General features: G+C 70.8%; 29 protein-coding genes and 1 pseudogene. 18 read left to right on the top strand and 12 right to left on the bottom strand.

Translation table 11 applies throughout. From position 1 onward, the window contains the following. Positions 1–511: pseudogene (locus ON36_RS36365) on the bottom strand (hypothetical protein); the annotation flags it as partial. A 458-nt stretch (positions 512–969) separates the two neighbouring features. Here ON36_RS36365 and sucC point away from each other — a divergent pair. From sucC to purH, 6 genes are all read left to right on the top strand, one after another. Further along, positions 970–2,136 carry an ADP-forming succinate--CoA ligase subunit beta gene (sucC, locus tag ON36_RS23345; protein WP_043657596.1) on the top strand — a complete coding sequence of 389 codons (1,167 nt, stop codon included), beginning with the start codon at positions 970–972 and terminating at the stop codon, positions 2,134–2,136. Between the two features lie 12 nt (positions 2,137–2,148). Continuing rightward, positions 2,149–3,063, top strand: coding sequence for a succinate--CoA ligase subunit alpha (gene sucD / locus ON36_RS23340; protein ID WP_043657594.1), 915 nt, complete (start codon positions 2,149–2,151; stop codon positions 3,061–3,063). Between the two features lie 204 nt (positions 3,064–3,267). After that, a complete protein-coding gene (locus tag ON36_RS23335) occupies positions 3,268–4,362 on the top strand; it encodes a DUF5336 domain-containing protein (RefSeq protein WP_043657591.1) in 1,095 nt (364 codons plus the stop codon). A 124-nt stretch (positions 4,363–4,486) separates the two neighbouring features. After that, positions 4,487–6,148 carry a cell division protein PerM gene (locus ON36_RS34990; RefSeq protein ID WP_052314273.1) on the top strand — a complete coding sequence of 554 codons (1,662 nt, stop codon included), beginning with the start codon at positions 4,487–4,489 and terminating at the stop codon, positions 6,146–6,148. 53 nt (positions 6,149–6,201) lie between these two features. Further along, the gene (gene purN, locus ON36_RS23325; RefSeq protein ID WP_245558175.1) at positions 6,202–6,858 is read left to right on the top strand and encodes a phosphoribosylglycinamide formyltransferase; all 657 of its coding nucleotides are present in this window, start codon (positions 6,202–6,204) and stop codon (positions 6,856–6,858) included. Further along, positions 6,855–8,420, top strand: coding sequence for a bifunctional phosphoribosylaminoimidazolecarboxamide formyltransferase/IMP cyclohydrolase (purH, locus tag ON36_RS23320; RefSeq protein WP_043657588.1), 1,566 nt, complete (start codon positions 6,855–6,857; stop codon positions 8,418–8,420). Before purN ends, purH begins: the two co-directional genes overlap by 4 nt. 148 nt (positions 8,421–8,568) lie before the next feature. Here purH and ON36_RS23315 read toward each other — a convergent pair whose 3' ends face one another. Further along, positions 8,569–9,000: a hypothetical protein gene (locus tag ON36_RS23315; protein ID WP_043657585.1), complete on the bottom strand. Its 432-nt coding sequence runs from the start codon at positions 8,998–9,000 to the stop codon at positions 8,569–8,571. Between the two features lie 193 nt (positions 9,001–9,193). Between ON36_RS23315 and ON36_RS23310 the strand changes: the two genes are divergently transcribed. Further along, the gene (locus ON36_RS23310) at positions 9,194–9,760 is read left to right on the top strand and encodes a LysM peptidoglycan-binding domain-containing protein (RefSeq protein ID WP_043657582.1); all 567 of its coding nucleotides are present in this window, start codon (positions 9,194–9,196) and stop codon (positions 9,758–9,760) included. Positions 9,761–10,108: 348 nt separating this feature from the next. Here the strand turns inward: ON36_RS23310 and rpsR are convergent, their stop codons facing one another. Genes rpsR through rpmB form a run of 4 tightly spaced genes read right to left on the bottom strand, consistent with a single transcriptional unit; the run spans position 10,109 to position 11,122 of the window. Continuing rightward, positions 10,109–10,363: a 30S ribosomal protein S18 gene (rpsR, locus tag ON36_RS23305; protein WP_043657579.1), complete on the bottom strand. Its 255-nt coding sequence runs from the start codon at positions 10,361–10,363 to the stop codon at positions 10,109–10,111. Positions 10,364–10,398: 35 nt separating this feature from the next. Next, a complete protein-coding gene (gene rpsN / locus ON36_RS23300; RefSeq protein WP_043657577.1) occupies positions 10,399–10,704 on the bottom strand; it encodes a 30S ribosomal protein S14 in 306 nt (101 codons plus the stop codon). 1 nt (position 10,705) lies between these two features. Continuing rightward, positions 10,706–10,876, bottom strand: a complete 171-nt coding sequence (gene rpmG / locus ON36_RS23295) for a 50S ribosomal protein L33 (RefSeq protein WP_043657574.1) — start codon at positions 10,874–10,876, stop codon at positions 10,706–10,708. Positions 10,877–10,885: 9 nt separating this feature from the next. Then, a complete protein-coding gene (gene rpmB, locus ON36_RS23290) occupies positions 10,886–11,122 on the bottom strand; it encodes a 50S ribosomal protein L28 (protein ID WP_043657571.1) in 237 nt (78 codons plus the stop codon). A gap of 121 nt (positions 11,123–11,243) precedes the next feature. Between rpmB and mrf the strand changes: the two genes are divergently transcribed. Genes mrf through rpmF form a run of 3 tightly spaced genes read left to right on the top strand, consistent with a single transcriptional unit; the run spans position 11,244 to position 12,988 of the window. Next, on the top strand, positions 11,244–12,548 hold the full coding sequence (gene mrf / locus ON36_RS23285; RefSeq protein ID WP_043657569.1) for a ribosome hibernation factor-recruiting GTPase MRF: 1,305 nt from the start codon (positions 11,244–11,246) through the stop codon (positions 12,546–12,548). Beyond that, positions 12,545–12,811: a type B 50S ribosomal protein L31 gene (locus tag ON36_RS23280; RefSeq protein WP_043657566.1), complete on the top strand. Its 267-nt coding sequence runs from the start codon at positions 12,545–12,547 to the stop codon at positions 12,809–12,811. Before mrf ends, ON36_RS23280 begins: the two co-directional genes overlap by 4 nt. A 3-nt stretch (positions 12,812–12,814) precedes the next feature. After that, the gene (gene rpmF, locus ON36_RS33765) at positions 12,815–12,988 is read left to right on the top strand and encodes a 50S ribosomal protein L32 (protein ID WP_083885331.1); all 174 of its coding nucleotides are present in this window, start codon (positions 12,815–12,817) and stop codon (positions 12,986–12,988) included. A 118-nt stretch (positions 12,989–13,106) separates the two neighbouring features. Here rpmF and ON36_RS23275 read toward each other — a convergent pair whose 3' ends face one another. The 6 genes from ON36_RS23275 to ON36_RS23250 all read right to left on the bottom strand — a co-directional run bounded on the left by ON36_RS23275 (position 13,107) and on the right by ON36_RS23250 (position 18,564). Then, positions 13,107–13,331 (bottom strand): hypothetical protein, encoded by a 225-nt coding sequence (locus ON36_RS23275; protein WP_043657563.1) that lies wholly within the window; start codon positions 13,329–13,331, stop codon positions 13,107–13,109. 392 nt (positions 13,332–13,723) lie between these two features. Then, positions 13,724–14,530 carry an MHYT domain-containing protein gene (locus tag ON36_RS23270; protein WP_043657560.1) on the bottom strand — a complete coding sequence of 269 codons (807 nt, stop codon included), beginning with the start codon at positions 14,528–14,530 and terminating at the stop codon, positions 13,724–13,726. Beyond that, positions 14,523–15,092 carry a GTP-binding protein gene (locus ON36_RS23265; RefSeq protein ID WP_052314277.1) on the bottom strand — a complete coding sequence of 190 codons (570 nt, stop codon included), beginning with the start codon at positions 15,090–15,092 and terminating at the stop codon, positions 14,523–14,525. Before ON36_RS23265 ends, ON36_RS23270 begins: the two co-directional genes overlap by 8 nt. A gap of 40 nt (positions 15,093–15,132) precedes the next feature. Then, complete coding sequence (locus ON36_RS23260) at positions 15,133–15,504, bottom strand: DUF742 domain-containing protein (RefSeq protein ID WP_052314271.1); 372 nt, start codon at positions 15,502–15,504, stop codon at positions 15,133–15,135. Positions 15,505–15,511: 7 nt separating this feature from the next. Further along, on the bottom strand, positions 15,512–15,916 hold the full coding sequence (locus tag ON36_RS23255; RefSeq protein ID WP_043657557.1) for a roadblock/LC7 domain-containing protein: 405 nt from the start codon (positions 15,914–15,916) through the stop codon (positions 15,512–15,514). Continuing rightward, positions 15,913–18,564 (bottom strand): sensor histidine kinase, encoded by a 2,652-nt coding sequence (locus ON36_RS23250; RefSeq protein ID WP_043657554.1) that lies wholly within the window; start codon positions 18,562–18,564, stop codon positions 15,913–15,915. The genes ON36_RS23255 and ON36_RS23250 overlap by 4 nt, the downstream gene beginning before the upstream one ends. A gap of 368 nt (positions 18,565–18,932) precedes the next feature. On the opposite strand from ON36_RS23250, the gene ON36_RS23245 reads away from it, so the two are divergent. The 8 genes from ON36_RS23245 (at position 18,933) to ON36_RS23215 (ending at position 26,257) form a co-directional block, all read left to right on the top strand. Further along, a complete protein-coding gene (locus tag ON36_RS23245; RefSeq protein ID WP_043657551.1) occupies positions 18,933–19,622 on the top strand; it encodes a response regulator transcription factor in 690 nt (229 codons plus the stop codon). Positions 19,623–19,631: 9 nt separating this feature from the next. Then, positions 19,632–21,098 carry a HAMP domain-containing sensor histidine kinase gene (locus ON36_RS23240; protein ID WP_043657547.1) on the top strand — a complete coding sequence of 489 codons (1,467 nt, stop codon included), beginning with the start codon at positions 19,632–19,634 and terminating at the stop codon, positions 21,096–21,098. A 111-nt stretch (positions 21,099–21,209) separates the two neighbouring features. Beyond that, a complete protein-coding gene (locus ON36_RS23235) occupies positions 21,210–22,595 on the top strand; it encodes a S1C family serine protease (RefSeq protein WP_245558174.1) in 1,386 nt (461 codons plus the stop codon). A gap of 50 nt (positions 22,596–22,645) precedes the next feature. Next, a complete protein-coding gene (locus ON36_RS23230; RefSeq protein ID WP_043657543.1) occupies positions 22,646–23,140 on the top strand; it encodes a MogA/MoaB family molybdenum cofactor biosynthesis protein in 495 nt (164 codons plus the stop codon). A gap of 7 nt (positions 23,141–23,147) precedes the next feature. Continuing rightward, positions 23,148–23,321 (top strand): hypothetical protein, encoded by a 174-nt coding sequence (locus ON36_RS35550; RefSeq protein WP_169334727.1) that lies wholly within the window; start codon positions 23,148–23,150, stop codon positions 23,319–23,321. A 521-nt stretch (positions 23,322–23,842) separates the two neighbouring features. Further along, positions 23,843–24,523, top strand: coding sequence for an MspA family porin (locus ON36_RS23225; protein ID WP_043657541.1), 681 nt, complete (start codon positions 23,843–23,845; stop codon positions 24,521–24,523). 64 nt (positions 24,524–24,587) lie between these two features. Then, the gene (locus ON36_RS23220) at positions 24,588–25,250 is read left to right on the top strand and encodes an MspA family porin (protein WP_043657538.1); all 663 of its coding nucleotides are present in this window, start codon (positions 24,588–24,590) and stop codon (positions 25,248–25,250) included. 332 nt (positions 25,251–25,582) lie between these two features. Further along, on the top strand, positions 25,583–26,257 hold the full coding sequence (locus tag ON36_RS23215; RefSeq protein ID WP_043657535.1) for an MspA family porin: 675 nt from the start codon (positions 25,583–25,585) through the stop codon (positions 26,255–26,257). Positions 26,258–26,319 lie beyond the last annotated feature (62 nt).

Below are 26,319 nucleotides of genomic sequence, written 5' to 3'. Positions count from 1 at the left end.
GGACCTGCGGGGCGCCGGGGGCCTCGACGTCGTGATTGACCGAGGAGGCGGCGATCTCGTGGATCTGGCCCGCGGCCTGGTAGTCGACGGTGGCGCTCGGCTTGCCGGGGTCGGCCATGGCGGCCTGTCCCGCGGCGACCACGGCGCCCGCGGCGACGGCGACGACCGCGGCGCGGCCCTTCAGTGCGGCGGGCGGGGCGGGGACGCGGTGGGCGCCGCCGCGACGCTCGGTGCGGCGGGGGGCCTCGGTCCGGGGTTCGGCGCGCTCGGGGCGGGCGTTCCAGGACGGCTCGGGGGCGGCGGCGTAGTCGCCGTAGTACTCGCCCTCGGCGTAGTCGTCGCCGGTGTCGGCGGGGGTCCACTCGTCGCGGGTGGGGGACCAGGTCTGCTCGGTGCCGGACCAGCCGGAATTCCACGATTCGTGCTGCGACCAGGTGGGCGCCGAATCGTGCCGGGTGGCGTGTTCGTCTGTGTAGCGGTGACGGTGGCCTGCGCTGCTCGGCTGCCTCAAGCTCGTCGTCCTCCTCAGTCCTGACCTACCCAGTCGTGACCTGGTTGCCGTGACCTGGTTGTGACTTCGACCGCATCGACGGTAACGAAGCGATTGCGCCGGTGGCAAGCGCTGGGCGGAAACATACACTTCCTTGTGAGATTCGTCACCGTAACGCGACGGAATATCTCACGGATCGCGACCAGAATTCGTGAGGTCGATCGACGACATAACGTAGTAGATCGTCGGCCCCGGCGGCATGTGTGTCTCTACCTGCAAAAGGGCGAAAACTTTACTCGTCAGTAGCTTTGGCCAGGGGTTTTGCGGGACGTGCCGGAGGTACCGTGACCTGCGCCACTTAGGATGAACGTGGCCGGAAGGCCCTCCCTGAGGCTGGTTAGAGTCCGGACCGACCCGCTACCGACGTCGGGCCGCCAACAAAGACGTTGTCATAGCAACGCAGACGAGACGGTGAGTACATGGATCTCTTCGAATATCAGGCGAAGGAGCTCTTCGTTAAGCACGGGGTGCCTTCGTCCGAGGGTCGTGTTTGCGACACGGCCGAGGAAGCGCGCGCCATTGCCGAGGAAATCGGCAAGCCGGTGATGGTCAAGGCGCAGGTCAAGGTGGGCGGCCGTGGCAAGGCGGGTGGCGTGAAGTACGCCGCGACCCCCGACGACGCGTTCACCCACGCGCAGAACATCCTCGGCCTCGACATCAAGGGCCACATCGTCAAGAAGCTGCTGGTCGCCGAGGCCAAGGACATCGCCTCGGAGTACTACATCTCCTTCCTGCTCGACCGCGCCAACCGCACCTACCTGGCCATGTGTTCGGTCGAGGGTGGCATGGAGATCGAAGAGGTCGCCGCCACCAAGCCCGACCGCCTCGCCAAGGTCGCCGTCGACGCCGTCAAGGGTGTCGACCTGGCCACCGCGCGCTCCATCGCCGAGCAGGGCCACCTGCCCGCCGACATCCTGGACGCCGCCGCGGTAACCATCCAGAAGCTGTGGGAGGTGTTCGTCAACGAGGACGCCACCCTGGTCGAGGTCAACCCGCTGGTCCGCACCCCGGGTGACGAGATCCTCGCCCTCGACGGCAAGGTGACCCTGGACGAGAACGCCGAGTTCCGCCACCCGGACCACGACGCCTTCGCCGACCGCGACGCCACCGATCCGCTGGAGCTCAAGGCCAAGGAGAACGACCTCAACTACGTCAAGCTCGACGGTGAGGTCGGCATCATCGGCAACGGCGCCGGCCTGGTCATGTCGACCCTGGACGTCGTCGCCTACGCGGGCGAGAACCACAGCGGCGTGAAGCCGGCCAACTTCCTCGACATCGGCGGCGGCGCCTCGGCCGAGATCATGGCCGCCGGTCTCGACGTCATCCTGGGCGACGCGCAGGTCAAGAGCGTGTTCGTCAACGTCTTCGGCGGCATCACCGCCTGCGACGCGGTCGCCAACGGCATCGTCAAGGCGCTCGAGATCCTGGGTGAGCAGGCCACCAAGCCGCTGGTCGTCCGTCTCGACGGCAACAAGGTCGAGGAGGGTCGCCAGATCCTCGTCGACGCCAACCACCCGCTGGTGACCCTCGCCCAGACCATGGACGAAGGCGCCGACAAGGCTGCCGAACTGGCCGCGGCCAAGTAAGGAACGAAGAACATGTCCATCTTCCTGAACAAGGACTCGAAGGTCATCGTCCAGGGCATCACCGGCGGCGAGGGCACCAAGCACACCGCGCTGATGCTCAAGGCAGGCACCCAGGTCGTCGGCGGCGTGAACGCGCGCAAGGCCGGGACCACCGTCTCGCACACCGACAAGGACGGCAACGCCGTCGAGCTGCCGGTCTTCGGCACCGTCGAGGAGGCCATCAAGGCCACCGGCGCCGACGTCTCCATCGCGTTCGTGCCGCCGAAGTTCTCCAAGGACGCCATCATCGAGGCCATCGACGCGGAGATCCCGCTGCTCGTGGTCATCACCGAGGGCATCCCGGTGCAGGACACCGCCTACGCGTGGGCCTACAACCTGGAGAAGGGCAACAAGACCCGGATCATCGGCCCCAACTGCCCCGGCATCATCACCCCGGGCGAGGCGCTGGTCGGCATCACCCCGGCCAACATCACCGGCAAGGGCCCGATCGGCCTGGTCTCCAAGTCGGGCACCCTGACCTACCAGATGATGTACGAGCTGCGGGACTTCGGTTTCTCCACCGCGATCGGCATCGGCGGCGACCCGGTCATCGGCACCACCCACATCGACGCCATCGAGGCGTTCGAGAAGGACCCCGAGACCAAGCTGATCGTCATGATCGGTGAGATCGGCGGCGACGCCGAGGAGCGGGCCGCGGCCTACATCAAGGCCAACGTCACCAAGCCGGTCGTCGGCTACGTCGCGGGCTTCACCGCGCCGGAGGGCAAGACCATGGGCCACGCGGGCGCCATCGTCTCCGGCTCCTCGGGCACCGCCGCCGCCAAGAAGGAGGCCCTCGAGGCCGCGGGCGTGAAGGTCGGCAAGACCCCGTCCGAGACCGCCGCCCTGGCGCGCGAGATCCTGGAGAACGCCTCGATCACGGCGTGATTCGCGGCGCGGCGCCCGGCGCCGCCGCGGACAACGAGGGCCGCCCCCGGGATCTCCCCGGAGGCGGCCCTCGCCGTTTTCCGGCGTCGGCGTGGCCCCTCGGTGGGTGATGACCGAATCCGGACGGTGCAGTAGCGTCAGGTATCGATCCGCGCCAGTCATGTTCGACGCGACCGACGCACGACTCGACAAGGAGACGACGACATGTCCTACCCGACAGGGGGCTCCGGGTACAACCAGCCCGTGACGCCTTCCGCCGCAGCCACGCCCGGCCAGCAGCCCAGCGCTGCGCCCGCGTCCGCGGCGGGCGCTCCGGGCGGCTTCGGGCTGCCGTTCATCCTGACCGCCGCGACCGCCGGTGTCGGCGCGCTGGCCTTCCTGTTCGGCTTCGCGCCGTTCTTCACCATGGAGGGCGGCAAGCAGAGCGAGAGCACCAGCCTGATCGAGGGCAACGTCGGTCTCGCCGTCGTGATCCTGCTGACCGCGCTGCTGGCCGGGATCTCGTTGCTGCCCAAGCAGAACCTGAAGGCGGTCACCGCCGCCACGGCCGTCGCGGCCTTCATCGGCGTGCTGCTGCAGTGCTTCCTCAACCCCTACGACAGCATGTTCGACGGGCTCATCGAGATCTCGGTCGGCTGGGGCGGCTGGCTGGTGCTGGTGCTGACCCTGGTCACCGCGGGTCTGGCGCTCGTGTCGTTCCTGTTCGACGCCGGGATCATCACCCCGCCCGCGCCCCGTCCGGCCGCGCCGCAGCAGCCGCAGCAGCCCGGGTACGGCCAGCAGTACGGACAGCAGCAGGGCTACGGCCAGCAGGCGGGTTACGGCCAGCAGCAGCCCGGCTACGGGCAGCAGGCCCAGCAGCAGGGCTACGGCCAGGCCGGGTACGGCGCCCAGACCGGCGGCCAGTACGCGCAGCCGCAGGCGTACGGCCAGCAGCAGGCCGCCCCGGCCGGGTACGGGCAGCAGCCGCCCCAGCCGGGTTACGGACAGCAGGGCGGCTACGGCCAGCAGCCCGGCTACGGGGGGCAGGCCGCGCAGGCCGCGCAGCCCGTGGCGACCCCGTACGGCACCGCGCAGACCTCCGGTCAGCACGCCCAGCCCGCCGGTGACGAGAGCGCCACCCAGCACTACGGCGGCCAGGCCGCCGCGCAGCCGCAGGCCGGTCAGCCCGCCCAGGGCGCCCAGCCGTTCGGCACGCCGACCTACGGCGCGCCCGGCCAGCCCTTCGGCGGCGAGCAGGCCTCCGACCCGTCCTCGGACGCGACCACCGCGTTCCGGCCGAGCGACGAGAACAAGTAAGAAGAGTTCCACGTCAACGGCTGCGCGGGGGTACCAGGCAGCCTCCGCGAGCCCACGGGTACGCCCGTGGGCTCGCGGCGCGCCTGACCCGCGTAGGCCGGGGAAGCTGCCACGCTGAATCGTCATGAGCGCCCGTAACGCCCTCGTGCGCCGGACCTCCGGGTCGCCCGGCGGCGGGGTGACCGCCACCGGTACCCCCGAACCCCCCGACAGCGGGGGCCGGTCGCCACTGTCGCTGTCGCCGGAACGGGCGCGCCTGCTGCTGCTCGTCGCGGCCCGGCCGTCGCTGTGCGTGCTCGCGGTGCTCACGGTCCTGGTACTGCTGACCCTGCTGACCACCGACACCGGCATGTCCGGCGCGCCCGCGGTCATCGCCGCGAGCTGGCTCGGCGCGCACCAGATCCCGCTGACCATCGGCCGCACCACGCTCGGCCTGCTGCCGCTGGTGCCCACCGCGGCGATCCTGTGGTTCGCCTCGCGGGAGACGGCCCGCGCGGTGCCCGCCCGGCCCACCTGGGTCGACCTGGCCTGGCTGGCCGGGGCCACGCTGGCCGGGCCGCTGCTGGTGACCGCGGTCTGCCTCGCCGTCACCGCCGACGCCTCGGGCGTCACCCCGCTCCAGCCGCCCGGCACCCTGGCCGCCTTCGGCTGGGTCCTGCTGCTCTACGCCGCGACGGCGGCAACCGCTTTCGCCGGGCGGCACTGGCGCGCCGTGCGCGGACTGCTGCCCGTCGAGGTGCCGGAGTGGGCGATGCAGGGCCTGCGCGCGGCCCGGCGCACCGTGTTGCGGCTGCTGGCCTGCGCGGCGGTGGCGACCCTGGCCGGTTTCCTCGCGCACCTGTCCCGCTTCGGCGACGCCTACGGCCGGGCCGACGGATTCGTCGACGTGCTCGGCACGACCGTCCTGTCGCTGGCCTACCTGCCGAACGTCGTCGTCGGCGCCGCGGGCCTGCTCAGCGGCGCGGCCATCCAGTTCGGGTCCGGCTCGGTCGGGCTGTTCGGTGTCCTCGGCGCGCAGGCGCCCGCGGTGCCCGCGCTGATCCCGCTGCCCACCGGCCCGGCCGCCGCCTGGTGGCCCGCGCTGGCCCTGATCCCGATCGCCATCGGCGTCCTCGGCGGGGTCGAACTCGGTCGCGTCAGCGACGACCGCGCGGGCGCGCCGTGGGCCACGTTCACCTCCGCCGGTGTCGCCACCCTGACGTTCCTCGCCCTGAGCTTCGTCGCCGGGGGCGAGCTGGGCGCCTTCGGCCACGTCGGCACCGACCTGCTGATGCTCGCGGCGCTGCTGTTCACCTGGTTCGGCGTCGGGGGCTACGCGGGCATGCTGTTCGCCCGCCGCTTCCTCGCCCCGTCCGAGGCCGTCGCCGCCGTGCCGTCCGACGACTACGACGACTACGACGACGACGCCTATGACGACGCCGGCGCCTATGACGACGGCACCGACGGCGCCTACGACGAGTACGACGAGTACGACGACGACCCCGAGGCCGAGTACGACTACGACCTCGACGAGGACGACTACGAGGAATCCTCCGACGACTACGACGACGACGATCCCGACTACGACGACGACCCCGGCGACGATCCCGACGACTACGCCGACGACCCGGAGACCGACGCCGAGCAGACGGACGGGGAGGTCTACGCCGAACTCCTCGACGAGACCGACGACGACCCGGTGTCGCGTCCCGCCGGGGAGGCGGGCGCGGGCGAACAGGCGGAGATCGTCGACGTCGAGGTCGTCGACGAAGGACCTGCGGACAGTGCGCCGGGGGCCCCTCGGTAAGCTCGACCCGGTGGTTGTCGCCGCCGCCGTCCGACCTCACCAGGAGTAGAGCGCTGACGCCCTCGCATGCCCAGTGGCTGCCCGACCGGGCCCCGGCCACCGTCGTCGTCCTCGCCTCGGGGACCGGCTCGCTGCTCGCGGCGCTGCTGGCCGCCACCGAAACCCCCGGCTACCCGGCGAAGATCGTCGCCGTCGGCGTCGACCGCGACTGCGCCGCCACCGGCCACGCCGAGGCCGCGGGTGTCGCGCACTTCCGGGTCGCCCTCGGCGAGCACGCCGACCGCGCCGCCTGGGACCGGGCGCTGACCGAAGCCGTCGCCGCGTTCGACCCCGACCTGGTCGTCTCGGCCGGTTTCATGAAGATCCTCGGCCCGGCCTTCCTCGCCCGCTTCGGCGGCCGGATCATCAACACCCACCCCGCGCTGCTGCCGTCCTTCCCCGGCGCGCACGGGGTGCGCGACGCCCTCGCCTACGGCGCCAAGGTCACCGGTTCGACGGTGCACCTGGTCGACGCGGGCGTGGACACCGGCCCGATCCTGGCGCAGGAGGCGGTCGCCGTGCTGCCCGCCGACGACGAGGCGTCGCTGCACGAGCGCATCAAGGTTGTCGAACGTCGGCTGCTGGCGGAGGTTGTCGCCGCGGTCGCCGAACGTGGCATTGTCTCCGACGGACGAAAGGCAGTAATTCCAGATGAGCGAGTACGCCGGTGAGTGAACGCAAGGCGATCCGCAGGGCGCTGGTGAGCGTCTACGACAAGACCGGGCTCGTCGAGCTGGCGACCGGACTGCACGCCGCCGGCGTGGAACTGGTCTCCACCGGCTCGACCGCGGGCAAGATCGCCGAGGCGGGCATCCCGGTCACCAAGGTCGAGGACCTGACCGGTTTCCCGGAGACCCTCGACGGCCGGGTCAAGACCCTGCACCCGCGCGTGCACGCGGGCATCCTCGCCGACACCCGCAAGAGCGAGCACGTCGACCAGCTCGCCGAGCTCGGCGTCGAGGCGTTCCAGCTGGTCGTGGTGAATCTCTACCCGTTCACCCAGACCGTCGCCTCGGGCGCCACCGTCGACGAGTGCGTCGAGCAGATCGACATCGGCGGACCCTCCATGGTCCGCGCCGCCGCCAAGAACCACCCGTCGGTCGGCGTCGTCGTCGACACCGCCGACTACGACGACGTGCTGGCCGCGGTGAAGTCCGGCGGCTTCACCCTCGCCGAGCGCACCGCGCTCGCCGCGAAGGCCTTCCAGCACACCGCGAGCTACGACGTCGCCGTCGCGAGCTGGATGGCCTCGGTCGCCGTGCCCGCGGTCGCCGAGACCGAGGTCGAGCAATTCCCCGGCTGGGTCGGCGGGACCTGGGAACGGGCCGCGGTGCTCCGCTACGGCGAGAACCCGCACCAGGCCGCCGCGCTCTACACCCACAGCGGCGCCCCCGGCCTCGCGCAGGCGCAGCAGTTGCACGGCAAGGAGATGTCGTACAACAACTACACCGACGCCGACGCCGCCTGGCGCGCCGCCTACGACCACGACGCCCCCGCCGTCGCGGTCATCAAGCACGCCAACCCCTGCGGTGTGGCCGTCGGCGCCGACATCGCCGAGGCGCACCGCAAGGCCCACGCCACCGACCCGGTCAGCGCCTACGGCGGCGTGATCGCGGCCAACCGCGAGGTCAGCGTGGAGATGGCCGAGCAGGTCGCCGAGATCTTCACCGAGGTCATCGTGGCGCCCGGCTACGCCGACGGCGCCGTCGAGGTGCTGGCCCGCAAGAAGAACGTCCGGGTCCTCGTCGCGGCGCCGCCGCAGCGCAAGGGCGCCGAGCTGCGGCCCATCAGCGGCGGCGTGCTGCTGCAGGACCGCGACATCCTCGACGCCGCGGGCGACGACCCGGCCAACTGGACACTCGCCGCAGGCGAGCCCGCCGACGACGCCACCCTGGCCGATCTCGAATTCGCCTGGCGCGCCTGCCGTTCGGTGAAGTCCAACGCCATCCTGCTGGCCGACGCGGGCGCCGCGGTCGGCGTCGGCATGGGCCAGGTCAACCGGGTCGACTCCTGCAAGCTCGCCGTCGAACGCGCGGGGGAGCGGGCCGCCGGATCGGTCGCGGCCTCCGACGCGTTCTTCCCCTTCTCCGACGGCCCGCAGATCCTGGTCGCCGCCGGCGTCCGCGCGATCGTCCACCCGGGCGGATCCATCCGGGACAAGGACACCATCGAACTGTGCAAGGAAGCGGGCGTGACCTTGTACCTGACGGGTGCGCGCCACTTCGCGCACTGACTTGCCGGAGCGCCGGCGCGCTCGGGTCGCGGCCCTTCGGGACCCGGCCGAAAGAACCCCGATCCTCGTGGCTTCGCCCGTGGGTCGGGGTTCTTTTCGTCGGGGCGGCCGCTACGCCCGCTGGGTCTCCCCGTGGTCGGCCCGTACTTCAGGCCGTGCTGCGGACTTCGCGAGAACCCAAGGGGGACTTCAGGTTCACGGTCGTGGTGCCGAAGACCAGGTTCATCGTGCACATCTTGCCCTGCGCGTCCGCGCGGGTACCGGTGGTGAGGGTGACGGTGACGGCCTCGGCGGTCTCCACGGTCTTCGCGTCGATCCCGTAGCACTCGGGGTTGCCCGCCTGGAAGGCCAGCACGACGGTATCGCCCTTGCCGCGGCTCCAGGACATGGGCGACAGCGGGCGCGGATCGACCAGCGTCGGATCGGGGGTGAAGGCGTGTCCCGGGACGCCGCCGGCGGCCTCGGGGACCACGGTGGAATTCGGTTGGGGGGCACCGTCTTCGGTGGAGCCGCAGGCAGACAGGCTGCACAGCAGGGCGGCGGCGGTGGCGGCAAGTGCCCGCCGGGGCGTCGACGTCATGCCGACAAGCCTAGGCTCACAAGGTCCGTCATTCTAAACGCGACGACCGCCACAGTGAACTTTCCGCGAACCCTGCGCGTAACTCCCCCATTCCGGCTCCGCTACCGCTACATTCGGCAGCGACGCCTCGCCGTGGCATACGGCGAGCGTCATTCGTTGGATGCTCTGCAAGTGAATCTTCGAAAGGACGAACGTGGGCGACACGCTGCGCGTAGGCGAAGAACTTGGTCTGGGACAGTCCCTGACCGGCGGTGCGTACACCCTGACTCTGCAGCCGGACGGCAACCTGGTGCTGTCCGAGCCCGGCGGGCACGTCGTGTGGGCCGCACAGAGTCACGGACAGGACGTGCAGCGCGCCGTCCTGCAGGACGACGGCAACTTCGTCCTCTACAAGGGCGACGGTTCCGCCGCCTGGTCCACCGAGACCAACGGCAAGAACGTGGAGCGCCTGACCGTGCAGGCCGACCGCAACGTCGTGCTGTACGGCACCGACGGCTCGGTCGCGTGGGCCACCGCCACCAACACCGACACCCCGCTGCCCGCCCCGGAGCCGGAGCCGGTCGCTGCGCAGCAGCAGGCCGAGGAGGTGCCCCCGCCGCCGCCCGCCGCCCAGACCTACACCGTCGAGCCCGGCGACACCCTGTGGGCGATCTCCGAGCGCTTCTACGGCGACGGCAACCGCTTCCACGAGATCGCGGCCGCCAGCGGCATCGACAACCCGGACCTGATCAACGTCGGACAGGTCGTCACGATTCCGTAGTGTTGGAGCGCTGGCGCGCTCGAGTCGCGGCCAGTTGTGTCCCGCAGAAAAGCGGAGCGATACTCGCGCCTTCGGCGCATGGTCTCGCTCCGCTTTTCTGCGGGACGGCCGCGACGCCCGCTGTGCGGGCTGGCCTCCTCGAGGTCGGCCCGGGGGTGGTTGCGTGCGGTCGCTAGGTCGGCCTGGTGGCGGTTGCGTGCGGTCGCTGGGTCGGCCCGGGTGGGCGCGTGAGGCCGCAGGGTCGGCCCGGAGTGGTTGCTCAGGTCGCTCGGTCGGCCTGTGGGGATGAGTGCGTGAGACGCGAAAGGCCGCCGGAAGGTGTTCCGGCGGCCTTCGTCGTTCGGTCTGTCAGCGGCTGGTGAAGGGGAGCAGGGCCATCTCGCGGGCGTTCTTCACCGCGACGGCGACCTGGCGCTGCTGCTGGGGGGTGAGGCCGGTGACGCGGCGGCTGCGGATCTTGCCGCGGTCGGAGATGAACGTGCGGAGCAGGTTCACGTCCTTGTAGTCGACGGTCTCGATGCCCGCGGCGATGAGCGGGTTCTTCTTGGGGCGGCGGGCCTGCTCGGCGCGGGCCTTCTTGGACGGTGCTCGCTTCACTGCCATGGTTCGGGGTTCCTTCTCACGAGATCTGTGGGTGGCTACCAGCTCGATTTGTGCACACCGGGCAGCTCGCCACGATGCGCCATCTCGCGCACGCGTACACGGGAGAGGCCGAACTTCCGCAGATGCCCACGCGGCCGGCCATCGGCGGCATCCCGATTGCGCAATCGTACCGGACTGGCGTCACGCGGCTGGCGGCGCAGTTCGGCCTGCGCGGCGGCCCGCTCCTCGTAGGAGCTGGACGGCCTGCGGATGATCTCCTTGAGTTCCGCGCGGCGCGTGGCGTAGCGCTCGACGATCTCGCGGCGCTGCTCGTTGCGGGCGATCTTGGACTTCTTGGCCATCTCAGCGCTCCTCGCGGAAGTCGACGTGACGGCGCACGACCGGGTCGTACTTGCGCAGCACGAGACGGTCGGGGTCGTTGCGCCGGTTCTTGCGGGTGACGTAGGTGTAGCCGGTCCCCGCGGTGGAGCGCAGCTTCACGATCGGGCGCAGCTCGGTGGATTTGGACGCCATGGTCCCCTCCTAGATCTTCTCGCCGCGGGCGCGGAGCCGGGCGACGACGGCCTCGATGCCGTCGCGGTCGATGGTCTTGATGCCCTTGGCCGACAGCGTCAGGGTGATGCGGCGCCCCTCGCTGGGCAGGTAGTAGGTCTTGCGCTGGATGTTGGGGTCCCAGCGCCTGCTGGTCCGCTTGTGCGAGTGGGACACGGCCTTGCCGAATCCGGGTTTGCGGCCGGTGACCTGGCAGTGAGCCGACATGCGACGTCCTTTCCGCGGCCTGACCGCAGTTCGATGATGACAATCGTTTTCGACAATGACGTCTCGACACTGTACCGTTGCCCATTGGCAAATGAAAATCGTTATCGAAAGGGGTTGTGCGGTGCTGGTCCAGTCCGACCGGAGAACGCCCGTCGTGCTGGTCTCCGGCTTTTCCGGCCCGGCGATGACCGGGGTCGAGCACGTGGCCGTCGCGCTGAGCGACGAGCCGGGCACGGTGATGGTGCACCACGATCTGGCCGAACTGCGCGAGGGCGTGGTCCGCCGGACCTTGCGCGTCGACGGCGAGGCCACCACTACCGTCCTGGAACTCGCGCACGGCTGCGTGTCCTGCACGCTGCGCGCGGACCTGCTGCCCCTGCTGTGCACGCTCGCGGTGCGCGAGTCGGTGCGGCGGATCGTGCTGGCGCTCGACCCGGCCGTCGAGGCCGAGGCGCTGTGCCACGCGCTCGAGCACGTCGACGTCGTCGGCGTGGCCGACCGGGTGGACGGGCCCGCCGCGCGCAACGTCCGCGTGGAGGCGACGCTGACCTGCGTCGACGGCGCGCAATGGCTCGCCGACGCCACCGGCGACGAGGCGCTGGCCGATCGCGGCCTCGCCGCCGCCGACGACGAGCGCACTGTGGCCCAGGTCGCGGTGGGTCAGGTCGACTTCGCCGACGCGCTGGTCGTGCTGACCGCCGGGGCCGACGCGCTCGATCGCGAGCGCCTCGGCGCGGTACTGTCGCGGCTGGTCCCCGAGGCGCCGGTGGCCTGGACCGACGACCTCGCGGCCCTCGACCGCGCGGCGATCTCGTCGCTGTTGCACCGGATTCCGGCCCATGCCCGCCGGGGCCGCGCGTTCGGCGCGCACGCGCCGCTGCTGCGCGGCCAGCCGCCGCTGGACACCGAATGCGGCGTCACCCTCCTGGAATTCGCCGCGAGCAGGCCGTTCCATCCCGAGCGTCTGCACGAGGCCCTGGACGTGCTCTTCGACGGCGTGGTCACCGCGCGCGGGCGGATCTGGCTGGCCACCCAGCCCGACGAGGTGGTCTGGCTCGAGTCGGCGGGTGGCGGGCTGCGGGTCGGCGGCGCGGGCCGCTGGCTGGCCGCGATGGACGAGGCCGAGCTGGCCGCGGCCGATCCCGAGCGGCGGGCCCTTGCCGCCCTGCGCTGGGACGAGCGTTTCGGCGATCGCGATGTGTCGCTGGTGATCCTGGCCCACGACGCCGATCCGGCCGAGATCCGGCACGCCCTGCACTGGGCGCTGGTCGAGGACGACGAACTGCGCCTGGTCGAGCGCGCGCCAGACCGCGTCGCCGAATGGTCCGACCCGTTCGGCGACTGGCACGAAGACCCCTGCGCCGATCCGGTCCAGGCCCCGACGGGTGCGACCGAGCGCACCGATCCGAGAGGAGAGATCCAGTGAAGAAGGGCATCCATCCCGGCTACCACCCGGTGGTTTTCGAGGACGCGAGCACGGGCAAGCGGTTCCTGACCCGCTCGACCGCCACCGCCGACCGCACCATCGAGTGGAGCGACGGCAACACCTACCCGCTGCTCATGGTCGACGTGACCTCCGATTCGCACCCGTTCTGGACCGGCGCGAACCGGGTGCTCGACACCCAGGGCCGGGTGGAGAAGTTCGAGCGCAAGTACGGCAGGCGCGTGCGCGCGACCGAGGAGGGCTGAGTCGTGGCGGTGCCGAAGCGGCGGATGTCGCGGTCGAATACGCGCAGCAGGCGTGCCCAGTGGAAGGCGACGGCGCCGGAGCTGGTGACGGTGCGGGTGGCCGGTGTGGAGTACCGGGTGCCACGTCGTATCCTCAAAGCCGTGCAATTGGGACATATCGACCCATCCCGGATCTGATCCGGGCGCACGCGGTCACGCGGTCGAGCCGTTCGGAGGGGACAACCCGGGCGGGGGAGCCGGTGACGGCGACGGGCCTGCCGACCACGGTCGGCAGGCCCGTCGTGTGTTCCGGGGACTAGCCCGCGCGCTCGGCGAGCTCCACCAGCGTCGCCGCCAGCTTGAAGTACTTGTTGTTGCCGAGATCGGCGATGGTCTTGATCTTGAGCGCGTCCAGCAGCTGCTGGTCGTGCGCGGACGTCAGGCCGGCCAGGGCCGACGGCGGCGCGGCCAGGATCTCCTGCAGCGACTTGCTCTCGAACTCCTTGTCCAGAGCCTTGTCGAGCACCACATTGACGGCCATGCGAACTCCTTCGGACGAACATCGGAATGTGCCGGGCGAAACCGCGTGCCCCGCGCCCGACGATAGCCGTACCGGCGGCGCCGGGACAGCCGAACGCGCCGGGAGACACCCCGCGACGGTGACGATGTCCAGGGGGCTATCGCCGGTTTTCGCCGAAGCCGCAGCTGGCACGGGGCATCCCAGAGCAATTGCCCGGCAAACGATGTGGCGCGGAACACATGAATAACAGCGGTGCGGAGGCTTGCCGGCGGATTGCCGGGCGGCGAAATGCGCAGGAACGGTGGCGGCTTCGGCCCGTGGATGTTCGCCCGAACCCCTGCGGGTGTCCGCCGCGGCCGGTAACCTAGTGCGTGAGGGCGGGTTCTCCTACGGGGAACCCGCCCATCGCCATCTCAGCGGCTGTTCTTCCCGGCGGAGGCGAATGCCGGTCGCGTCGGTCGCGTCGGCGTCTGGGGGGTCTGGTCGCGGCGGTCGGGGGCGATCAGCACCGCGGTGATCGGCAGCGTCAGGCCGAGCGTGCCGAGCACGAACATCGGGAACACCACGGCGAACAGCGTCAGCCCGCCGGGCGCGCGGCCCTCGGGGTCGACGTGGAAATCCAGTGCGGCGAAGGCCAGGTAGTAGGTGGCGGCCACCCCGGCGGCGAACACCAGCGCGGCGGGCAGCCGCAGGCGCAGCCTGCGCACCGACTGCAACATCCACAGCGTCGCGGTGCTCACCAGCATCGCCACCAGCGACGCGGCGCCGATCAGCCACAGCGACTCCGAGACCCGGCCGCGGATCGCCAGCGCGTCGAGGGTGAGATAGGTCGACAGGCCCGAGGCGAGGCCCATGGTCAGTCCGCCCGCGACCAGTCGCCGCAGGTCGAAACTGGTGCCCGCGAGGAGGAGTCCGCCGAGCGCGCCCGCCACCGAGACCGCGAGGGCGGCCGTGGCCAGGCTGGGGGTGTAGAGGATCTGGGTACCGGGGATCCGCAACCCGAGCAGCGCTACCGAATTCGCCAGCCACTGGCCGACGCCGCCGAGCGAGACCGCGGCCGCTGCCAGCCACACCACCCGGAACTTGTGCGAATACCGCGAATGCCCCACGCAGGCGAAGGCGACCAGCGAACCGATCACCGACAGCGCCGCGGCGAGGATGGCCACCCCGAAGCCGAGCCCGAACGGGTCGGCGCCGGCGTCGGCCAGCACCTCAGCCACGCGCGGCTCCCTCGAACTGATGACCCTCGAGCTGGGAGATGGCGTACTCGGTGACCGCCGCGAGGGCCTGGCGCACCTCGAGCGCGTTGCGGGCATCGATGTCGACGATCGGGACGCCCTCGCGCACCGAGAGCGCCTCGCGCAGTTCGGCGATGGGGAATCGCGGCGCGTCGGGGAAGCGGTTGACCGCGATGAGGAACGGCAGGTTGCGCGCCTCGAAGAAGTCGACCGCGGCGAAGGAGTCCTCCAGGCGGCGGGTGTCGATCAGCACCACCGCGCCGATGGCGCCGCGGATCAGGTCGTCCCACATGAACCAGAACCGCTTCTGGCCCGGCGTGCCGAACAGGTACAGCACCAGGTTGCCCGGCAGCACGATCCGCCCGAAGTCCATGGCGACGGTGGTCGTCTCCTTGTCCGGCGTGTCGGCGAGATCGTCGATGCCGTCGGAGAAATGGGTGACCATCGCCTCGGTCCGCAGCGGAACGATCTCCGACACGGCGCCGACGAACGTGGTCTTGCCCGCGCCGAAGCCACCGGCGACAACGATCTTCGTCGATGCCACACGGTGTTCCGGGCTGGGCTGCTGCAGGGTTGCGGCGCCGTCAGAGGGCACGGAGTCCACGCAAAGTCCTCTCCATCAGAGATCGGCGTTCGTCGTAGCCGGCCGTTTCGGTCAGCGTCGAATGCACCCGGAGAATCCCCGTCACCACCAGATCGCCGATCATCACCCGGACCATACCCAGTGGGCGTTCCAGGTATGCGGCGATTTCGGCGACCGAGAGCTGATGGGTACCCAGACGCAGGATTTCGGTCCGCAGATCGCCGGCCGGCCACTCCAGGTGGGCGGTGTAGGAAACGGTCTCCACCACCGCTTCCAGGGGAAGCGCGATCGCGGGTTCGGTCCGGCCCGCGGTCAGCGCGTAGGGCCGGACACGGGTGGTCGGTCGGTGCTCGGGGCCGTGCGGGCTCGACATATCACCTCTAGACAGCGGTGCGGGCGGTGGCGGTGACCGCCGAGCCCACCCGGTCGACCAGCAGCGCCATCTCGTAGCCGATCCGGCCGATGTCGTGGCTCTTGTTGGCCAGCACCGCGAGGTAGGAGCCGTTGCCGACCGACATCACCAGCAGATAGCCACGCTGCATCTCGACGATCGACTGCATGACCTTGCCGCCGTCGAACAGCTGCGCGGCGCCCATCGACAGACTGGCCAGGCCCGCGGTGACCGCCGCGAGTTGTTCGGCCCGGTCGGACGGTAGATGGGGACTGGTGGCCTGCAGCAGGCCGTCGGCCGAGACCAGGACGGCGTGCGAGACACCGGGCACGTCCTTGGTGAAGCGGGCGACCAGCCAGTTCAGATTCTCGTCCGTGGTGTTCGCGTTGCTCATTCGAGGCCTCCGTCGTTGTACTGGATCTCGGCGCGACCGCTGCGGACGCCGCTGAGATGGCGGGTCAGGTTGTTGCGGATCTCCTCCGGATCACGCTGACCTGACTCCTCGGTGGTGGACGTGGCGCCGGGCACCAGCTGTGCTCCGGGCTTGCGGATCGGCAGACCGCCACTCGTGCGGGACGAGGTCTGCGGGTGGCCCGCCGACTCCGCGGCTTCCCAGCCCGGGTCGACCGGGGTGGTCCAGGCGGGCGGCTCGGAACTGCCGGCGGCGGAAGGCTCCACCAGCCACTCCGAGACCATGCGCTGGTAGATCGGCGTCGGCGCCGGGCCGGTCACCGGCTGCAGCCGGGTGCTCGAGGTCGGCATCGGATCGTCGAACGCCGGGTCGGGAACCGCGTCGGGTTCCGGCGCGGGTAAGGGTTCGGCCTCGGGCGCGAGCGCCGCGGGCGGTGTCGAGGCGCCCGGGGTGCGCATCGGCAGCCCGGACGGCCCGAGCAGCCGGGCGGGGGCGGGCTCGGCGACCGGCTCGTCCTCGTGCGGGTGCTCGGCCCAGAGCCCGGTCGGGGCCGCCTCGACGGCCGGGTCGGTCACCACCGGCAGCGCGGTGGTGGTGGTCGAGGTGATGTGCGCGGGCGGCGCGGCCGGGCGGCGTTGCGGCAGACCGGCGCTGGTCAGGACCGTGGTGTTCGGGTCGAAGGCCGCCCGGTGCTGGGCGGTGCCGTTGCCGTTGCCGTTCGTGGGCACCGTGGCCGGGACCACCGGCAGCGGGCCGCTCGGCGGGTGGTGCGGTTCGGGCAGCGGGGTGACCAGCGCGCCGGGCAGGTGCACGCTGGCGGTGATGCCGGGCTGCTGCGCCGACGAGGAGTTGCGGCGCAGGCTGACGGTGACGGTGTGCCGCTTGGCCAGGCGGCCGACGACGAACAGGCCCATGCGGCGGGCGGTCTCGACGGTGACCTCGCCACCGGAGGCCAGGCTGTCGTTGGTCGACTGCAGGTCCTGCGAGGACATGCCGAGGCCGCGGTCGGTGATCTCGACCAGGTAGCCGCCGTCCACGGCCCGGCCGACGGTCACCGCGACCGGTGTGCTCGGCGGGGAGTAGCGCAACGCGTTGTCGATGAGCTCGGCGAGCAGGTGCTCGATGTCGACCGCGGACTCGCCCGCGACGACGCCGTCGGGCACCGAACCGATCTCGACGCGCTGATAGTCCTCCACCTGGGAGACCGAACTCCACAGCATGTCCGACAGCGGCACCGGCGGCAGATGACCGCGCCGCAGCACCGTACCGGCGAGCACGAGCAGGTTGTCGCCGTTGCGGCGCATGCGGGTGGCCAGGTGGTCGAGGCGGAACAGGGTCTGCAGGCGCGAGGGGTTGTCCTCGTCGTGCTCGAGCTCCTCGATGAGGGAGAGCTGCTGCTCGACCAGCGACTGGCTGCGGCGCGAGAGCGTCTCGAACATGTTGCCGATCTGCAGGCGCAGGCGCGCCTGGTCGGCGGCCAGATTCAGCGCCTGCTCGTGGATCTCGTCGACCGCGCGGGCCAGCTGGCCGATCTCGTCGGTGGAGTGGATGCCCACCGGGGCGATCTCGGGCGTCGCGCCGCCGCCGCGCACCACCGCCAGCTCGTCGGGCAGCTTGACGTGGGCGACCTCGAGCGCGTCGCGGCGCAGCCTGCGCACCGGCACGACCAGCGTGCGGGCCACCGCCAGCGCCAGGGCGAGACCGGCGAGCAGCATGCCGAGCACGATGGTGGTCTCGCGCAGCGCGGCGGCCTGTGCGTCGGCGGTGCGCTCGGCGACGGTGGTCTCGAGGGTCTTGATCAGGGTCTCGGTGGTCTGGTTGTAGGTGTCGTCGGACACCTGGAGCGAATTCACCACGGCCGGGTTGGCCGAGGGGTCGCTCGCGTTCTGGCTGAACACGCCGAGGCGGGTCTGCACGGCGTCGACCAGCGGCTGCACCGCGCCCGCCTGCCCGGGCAGGGTGTGGCTGTAGGTCTCGATCATGCTGGCCTCGGCGCCGAGGACGACCAGGACCTTGCTGCGCACGGTCTGCGCGCGGACCGGGTCGGGGTCGGCGACGAGCATGCGCTGCTGGGCCAGCAGGCGCCGCGCGGACTGCAGCGAGCCGAGCTGGGTGAAGTAGCGCTGGATGTCGGTGTCCTCGACCGCCGGGGTGAGCGCGAGCGCGTTGCTGGCGCGGGTGGTGATCTCGTCGGCCTGGGTGCCGAGCATGGCGGGCGAGCCGCTGCGGACCGCGCCGCGCAGGGTGGTGCCGGTGGCCGCGGCGGCGTTGAGTTCGGCCAGGACGGCCGCGTCGGTCTGGGAGGTGCGCAGCGCGGACTGGAGTTCGGCCAGCGCCTGGTCGTAGGTCGACAGCGCGGCATCGACCTGGGGGTCGGCGATATTTCCCCAGTGGGTGGTCGCGGCGATGGCGAGTTGTTCGGTGGCCGTGGTGTATTTGACGACCGGACGCAGGATGGCCGCCTGCTCGGCGGCAGCGTCCAGCTGGCTCATGGTCTGCAGCTCGTTGTTGATACGCAGCACCGCGAAGACGGTCGCCAGCATCACCGGCAGCACCAGCACGACACCGACCTTGCGAGTTACCGACCAGTTCGACAGGCTGAATTGCCAGGAGCGGTGTGCAACATCCATCCGCTTGCCGTGCCTCTGCTTTCCCGAAGTGACCCTGGCCGCGCGTGGCGTCGTCGCGGTGCGATTCGAGCGCAGAACCAACTAGAGGTCTAGTTTTTACCGATGAAAAGATACCCTCACCAGCGGTCGTCGGCAATCCGGGTGACGCGGTTACCGGCGCGCTGAATATAGCCTGGCGAGAGGCTGATTCGGTGCTGTTTGTCAAGATGTTCGTGCACGGTGATGAACATCCGGGCGCGCCGTACCTCCCGGGGACAACCCACGGCCCCTCCGGCGGCGTGGCGGCGGCGGCCGCTGACCTCGTCACAGTCCCGCGCGTCACCGCCGAAACTCAGCACCCTCTCAGTTGAGAACGGCAAACTGTTCGCATGCGCATTCTGGTTGTCGACGACGATCGCGCCGTCCGGGAGTCGCTGCGACGGTCGCTGAGCTTCAACGGCTACACCGTCGATCTGGCGGTCGACGGTATGGACGCATTGGAGAAAGTCGGCAGCGCCCGCCCGGACGCGCTGGTCCTGGACGTAATGATGCCGCGACTGGACGGTCTGGAAGTGTGCAGGCGCCTCCGCAGCACCGGTGACGATCTGCCGATTCTGGTTTTGACCGCCCGCGATTCGGTTTCCGAACGCGTCGCCGGCCTCGACGCGGGCGCCGACGACTATTTGCCCAAGCCGTTCGCGCTGGAGGAATTGCTCGCCCGATTGCGCGCGCTGCTGCGCCGCCGGGCGCCGGACCCGGGCGGGGAGACCTCCGAGGCGATGCATTTCGCCGATCTGTCGCTCGACCCGGTCACCCGCGAGGTCGCCCGCGGCGACCGCCCGATCAGCCTGACCCGCACCGAGTTCTCCCTGCTCGAGATGCTCATGGCCAACCCGCGCCGGGTGCTCACCCGCGGCCGCATCCTGGAAGAGGTGTGGGGCTACGACTTTCCCACCTCGGGCAACGCGCTCGAGGTCTACATCGGCTATCTGCGCCGCAAGACCGAGGCCGCGGGCGAGGAGCGCCTGATCCACACCGTGCGCGGGGTGGGCTACGTGCTCCGCGAGACCCCGCCCTAGGCGCGCGCGATGGTCCACGCCTCCACCCGCAAGGGCTCGGTCGCGGTGGTGGGTCCCACCCACGCCGGCGAGATGCGCCCGCCCATGCCGTTGACCCGGTCGGTCTCGCTGCGCTGGCGGGTCACCCTGCTGGCCGCCTCGGTCGTGCTCATCGCGGTCGCGGTCACCTCGATCGCGGCCTACGCGATGGTCGCCAGGGCGCTCTACGCCGACGTCGACGCCCAGCTCGAGGCGCGCGCGGCGACGATGATCAACAACAACGTCGAGATGCTCGGCTTCCAGTCGATCCTGCTGGCCGGGCTGTTCTCCAACGACGTCGGCGTGGCGCTGATCTTCCCCGACTCCAAGTCCTACGTGCCCCCGCAGCAGACGATCCCGCCGGTCGGCGCGCAGGAGCGCGCGGTGGCCGACGGCAAGATCGGCTCCTCGCTGCGCACCGTGGGCGACCAGCGGGTGCTGGCCGCGCGCACGCACAGCGGCGGCACCCTGATCATCTCCCAGAAGCTCGACCGCACCCGCGAGGTGCTCGACCGGCTGGCCTGGCTGCTGTTCGTGGTCGGCGCGTGCGGCGTGGTGCTGGCCGCCGCGGCGGGCACGGCGGTCGGCCGCACCGGGCTGCGGCCCATCGCGCGGCTCACCGCGGCCACCGAACGCGTCGCCCGCACCGACGACCTGACCCCCATCCCGGTCACCGGCGACGACGAATTGGCCCGGCTCACCGAGAGTTTCAACACCATGCTGCGCGCGCTGGCCGAGTCCAGGGACCGGCAGCGCCGCCTGGTCGCCGACGCGGGACACGAGCTGCGCACCCCGCTCACCTCGCTGCGCACCAACATGGAGCTGCTCATCGCCGCGGGCCGCCCCGGCGCGCCCCGGGTGCCCGACGAGGACATGGCCGAGCTGCGCGCCGACGTGGTCGCCCAGATCGAGGAGTTGTCCACCCTGGTCGGCGACCTCGTCGACCTGGCACGCGAGGACGCGCCGGAGACCGTCTACGAGCGCGTCGACCTGGGGGAGGTGGCCGAGCGCGCGCTCGAGCGGGTGCGCCGCAGGCGCAGCAACATCCAGTTCGTCGCCGAGTTGCAGCCGTGGTTCGTCTACGGGCACGAGGCCGGGCTCGAACGCGCGGTGCTCAACGTGCTCGACAACGCGGCGAAGTGGAGCCCCGCCGACGCCGACGTCACCATCACCATGCGCCCGGCCGGTCCCGGGCTGCTGGAACTGGCCGTGGCCGACGCCGGCCCCGGCGTGCCGCCGCAGGAGCGCGAGCTGGTGTTCGAGCGCTTCTACCGGACGACCGCGTCGCGGTCCATGCCCGGGTCCGGGCTCGGCCTCGCCATCGTCAAACAGGTGGTGACCAAGCACGGCGGCACCATCGCGGTGGACACCTCCGACCGGGGTGGCGCGCTCGTGCGGATCGTGCTGCCGGGCGAGGCGCCCGGTCCCGGCGACCTCGAGGAGCCGGACGAGGTCTGACCCGGCCCGGAAACTCCCGGCGGAGTCTGGGCGAACTGACGGCGCGATCTCAGTCAGCTCTCAGTGGCGGCGGGGAAGCTGATCGGTAAGCGTGAGGAGAAAGAGACACCGATGACCGATCCCCGTCAGCATGCCGAGAACGCGGGTGCCGAGGCCGGCCCCGCGCAGCAGCGTCCCCTCGATCCGCAGGCCGCGCAGGGCCAGGGCGCCGGGTACGGGCCGGACCCGCTCGCCGGTCAGCCGGGCATGTCCCCGCCGTTCACCGGCCACCCGGGCGGCCCGGGCGCGACCCACACCTTCCCCGGGCAGGCGCGGCCCTTCGACCAGACCTCGCCCCTCCCGCCGGTCGGGCCCGGCCATCCGCTCGCGGCGCCACAGCCCGCCCCGCGCAAGCCGCTGCGGATGGGCCTGGTGGCGGGCGCGGCGGCGCTGGCGCTGGTCAGCGGCGGCATCGGCGGCGTGGTCGGCGCGATCGCGGTCGACTCCGGCACCGTGGGCGCCCCGGTCACCAACGCGCTCGACGCGCCGAAGCCGACGGTCAACAACGCCGTCAACGCGCCGGCGGGATCCACCCAGGCGGTGGCCCAGAAGGTGCTGCCCAGCGTGGTGATGATCAAGGTCGCGGGCGCGCGCGCCTCGGGCGAGGGCTCGGGCGTCGTGCTGTCCTCGGACGGGCTGATCCTCACCAACAACCACGTCGCCTCGGGCGCCGGCAACGGCGCCAAGATGGAGGTGGTGTTCAGCGACGGCAGCACCGCCCCGGCCACCCTGGTCGGCGCCGATCCGGTCTCGGACCTGGCCGTGGTCCGGGTCAGCGGCCGCACCGACCTCACCCCGATCGAGCTGGGCACCTCCGCCGGGCTCGCGGTCGGTCAGCCGGTCATCGCCGTCGGCTCGCCGCTCGGCCTGGCGGGCACGGTCACCACCGGCATCGTGTCCTCGCTCAACCGCCCGGTGTCGACCAGCGGCCAGGGCGCCCCGAGCCAGGTCAACCCCGTCATCGACGCCATCCAGACCGACGCCGCGATCAACCCGGGCAACTCCGGCGGCGCGCTGGTCGACGCGAACGGCAAGCTGGTCGGGATCAACACCGCCATCGCCAGCCTCGGCGGCGACGCGGCGGGCCAGCAGACCGGTTCGATCGGCCTCGGCTTCGCCATCCCCGTCGACCAGGCCCGCCGGGTCGCCGACGAACTGATCAAAACCGGTCACGCCACCTACGCCCAGATCGGCGTCAAGCTGCGCCCGCAGGACACCGCCGCGCGGGTCCTCGAGGCGACCCCCGACGGCCCCGCCGCCAAGGCCGGGGTGCCGACCGGCGCGGTGATCACCAAACTCGGCGACCGCGCCATCGACTCCGGCGACGCGCTGATCGCGGCGGTGCGGTCGCACTCGCCCGGCGACAAGGTGAAGCTGACCTACACCGACGAGAACGGCGGCAACGCCAAGACCGTCGAGGTCACGCTCACCGGCGCGGCCGCGGACGGTGGCCGATGATCATCACTTCGCCGGGCGACGCCGGCGCGCCAGGCGCTACGGTGAGTGTCATGGAAATCGATGCTCCCGTCGCAGGGCGTGCACTGGTGGTTGTCGTCGACGATCGGACGGCGCATGGAGGAGTGGACTCGATCGGCCCGCTGGTCACCGAGTTGCTCAGCGAGGCAGGCTTTCTGGTCGACGCCTCGGTGACGGTCCAGGCCGAGGAGGTCGAGATCCGCAACGCGCTCAACACCGCGGTGATCGGCGGTGTCGATCTGGTGATCTCCGTCGGCGGCACCGGCATGTCGCCGCGTGACGTCACCCCGGAGGCCACCGAGCAGGTGCTCGACCGCGAACTGCCCGGCATCACCGAGGCGCTGCGGGCCTCGGGCCGGGTGGCCGGTTCGCTCGACGCGGGCCTGTCGCGCGGCGTCGCCGGGATCTCCGGTTCCACGCTGGTGGTCAACCTGCCCGGCACGCGGGCCGCGGTCCGCGACGGCATGGCCACGCTCGGCCCGCTGGCGAGCCGGGTCATCGGCGAGCTGTCCGGCCTGGACGAATGAGGTCGCGGTGACCGGCGACGACACCCGTTCGGCGCGGGAGCGGGCGGCCGAGGCCGCCCGCCTCGCCCGCATCTTCGGCGAGGTGCTGCCGGAGACCACCGGCGACGAACGTGGCCCGGGTTCCGCCGGTCGCGACAACGATGAATGGCTGCGTTCGCAGGTGCCGCCGCACCACGGGTGACCATTCCGTTATCTACTGGGCAACTCCGTAGTACTGCGTTGAGATATTTGTCCAGAACGTCGGAATTGCCGACGTGACCCGAATACCGATGGACCGCGCGGGGGGCGCGGTCCATCGTCGTATCGCAATGCTTTCACGGGAACGGCGGGGGCCGTTAACGCCGGTTGACATCGTCGCTGGTCAACCCATTTATGCACGTCAAGGCATATCGGCATGCGGACTTCTGTGATGGGGGTCACCGAGAAATTTACGAACTCCTGCGTTGCCGAAACGTTCCCGCGGCGTTTAATGTTCGCCAGCGAGCCATCAACTATCGGACCCCGCAGCACCAGCCCGACAATCTCGTGAGTGCCCGGTGGAGCCCCGGCTCGGGCTCGTCACATCGGAATGTCTGTATCGCCGAAATAACAGTCGGTTACGTGGCGGCAACAAACTGCCTACACACTGAGCTGGGCCTGTGAGGTCCACCCGTCCGGTCTCGATGGTCGAGACCGGCTGTTAGACACTTGATGAGGGGAAGTATGAGCGAGAACCGCACCACTGGTGTGCGTCGTGGCGCCCGCGCCGCGGGCGTCGGCGCTGCCGCGGCCGTGGCCATCGGCCTGCTGTCGGCCGGTGCCGCCAACGCCGACACCTTCGTGCCGTTGCCGGACGGCCAGAAGGTGAGCCCTTCGGGCACTGTGACCATCACCCGGACCGCCGAGCACGCGCTGATCTCGCCGTCGCTCGCCGCCAACGGCGCCGGCCGCGTCGTGTGGGTCTCCGGCACCGCCGTCGCCGAGGTCGCCGAGACCCCCGAGGGCGAGGTCGGTCCCTGGAACGGCCCGTCGGGCCGCGAGGGTTCCAACAACTCCTCCACCCACGGCGCCTCCCAGCTGAACACCGGCTATATCGTCGGTTGCCAGGTCAGCATCGCCGACGACGCGATCAGCGCGGGCGTTTCCGGCGGTGTCAGCACCGACGGCGTCAGCGCGGGCGGCTCGCTCGGCGTCAACCTCGGCCCCGGCGAGGTCAAGTTCGTCCAGATCAGCTCGAAGGACATCCTGAAGGCCGGCACCTACGCCGTCGACTACCAGGACGCGGAAATCGAGATCCAGGGCTGCGCGGGCTACGCCCAGGCGCGCGCCTACACCGTGGTCGAGATCATCGGCGACCACTACTCGAAGACCACCCTCTACGGTATGCCGTTCAGCATCGGCTGATCCCGGTCCCACGAACCAACCTTCTTCTCGCTGCGGCGAATTCGAATCCCCGAGGGAAAAACCTATGATCAACCGTAAGTTCCTGGGCCGGGTGGCCGGTGTCGGCGCGGCCGCCACCGTGGCCGTCGGCCTGTTCTCCACCGGCGCGGCCAACGCGGACACCTTCGTCCCGCTGCCCGGCGGCGAGATCACCAAGACCCTGTCCGACGGCACCGTCGTCAACATCAAGCTGGTCGGTGAGTCCGCCAACATCAACCCGTCGCTGGGCTCCACCCCGGTGCACCGCAACGCGTGGGTCTCCGGCTCGGCGCAGGTCACCATCTCCGGTGAAGAGGTCGGCGGCAAGATCTACCCCGGCTACACCGTGGGCTGCCAGGTCAACATCTCCGGCGGCGGCGCCTCCGGCGGCGTCGACGTCGGCTCGGACTGGGAGGGCAACGCCTCCGGCGGCGTCACCTCCGGCGGCGAGCTCTCGCTCGGCCCCGGCCAGGCGAAGTCGTTCTACGTCCTCGACATCGAGAAGGCCGACGACTACGGCTCCGAGTCGCACTCCAAGAACAACAAGTTCAAGGGCAACACCGGCTCGGTGACCTGGGCGGACGAGACCATCGGCCTGACCGGCTGCGGCGGCTACGCGCAGGCGCGCGCGTTCGTCAGCGTCGAGGTCGAGACCGACAACGTCATCTCCTGGGTCACCCTGTGGGGCCAGCCGTTCAGCCTCGGCTGATCGGTCACCGTCACTCGACACCCTCGCGAAAAAGGGGTCGTTCGCTCCGGCGAACGGCCCCTTTTCCGGTATTCGCCGCCCGCTTTCACTGGACACGGGCGCCCACGGCTTACTATCTTGGTGCGCGACTCGTTGCCAGTCAGTTCTGCACCATCTGCGTTTCGTCTTTTTCTTGATCAACCCCGGCGGGGCCATTCGAGGCCCCGATGCCAGCGGTGACCACCGATTTCCGGCCGTACGGCCCGCGCGGTGGAACCGGCTGGGACCGGGTGGAGCGTGAAGATTATCGACCTCGACGGTCGAGGTCGGTTTGCGAATCCTCGAGGGGAAGTATGAGCGAGAACCGCACCACCGGCACGCGCCGTGTCGCCCGGATCACGGGCGCGGGTGCTGCCGTCGCGGTGGCCGTCGGCCTGCTGTCCGCCGGTGCCGCCGATGCCGATACGTTCGTGCCGCTGCCGGACGGACAGAAGAACGGTCCGGGGGTCACCATCACCCGGACCGGCGAGCATGCCGTGATCTCCCCGTCGCTGGCCGCGAACGGCGCCGGTCGCGTGGCCTGGGTCTCGGGCAAGCACGTGGCCGACGTGCAGGTCACCCCGGAAGGGGAGGTCGGCCCCTGGAACGGTCCCTCCAATCGCCCCGGCTCCAACAACTCCTCCACCCACGGCGCCTCGCAGCTGAACGCCGGCTACATCGTCGGCTGCCAGGTGAGCATCGCCGACGACGCGATCTCGGCCGGTGTCTCCGGCGGCCTCAGCACCGACGGCGCCAGTGTCGGCGGGTCGGTCGGGCTGAATCTCGGCCCCGGCCAGGTCGGTTTCGTGCAGATCAGCTCCAAGGACATCCTCAAGCCCGGCGTCTACTCCGTGGAGTACCAGGACGCCGAGATCCAGATTCAGGGCTGCGCCGGCTACGCGCAGGCCCGCTCCTACACCGTCGTCGAGATCATCGGCGACGACTACTCCAAGACCACCCTCTACGGGGCGCCGTTCAGCATCGGCTGACGCCGGTCGAGTTCCACGAGATCCCTTCCCGCTCAGCCGAATCAACCCATCGAGGGGCACAG

Origin of the sequence: Nocardia thailandica NBRC 100428, assembly GCF_000308795.1 — a bacterium.
GTDB lineage: Bacteria > Actinomycetota > Actinomycetes > Mycobacteriales > Mycobacteriaceae > Nocardia > Nocardia thailandica.
Note: the sequence above shows the minus strand (reverse complement) of the source record. Positions and strands in the feature narration are given on the sequence as shown.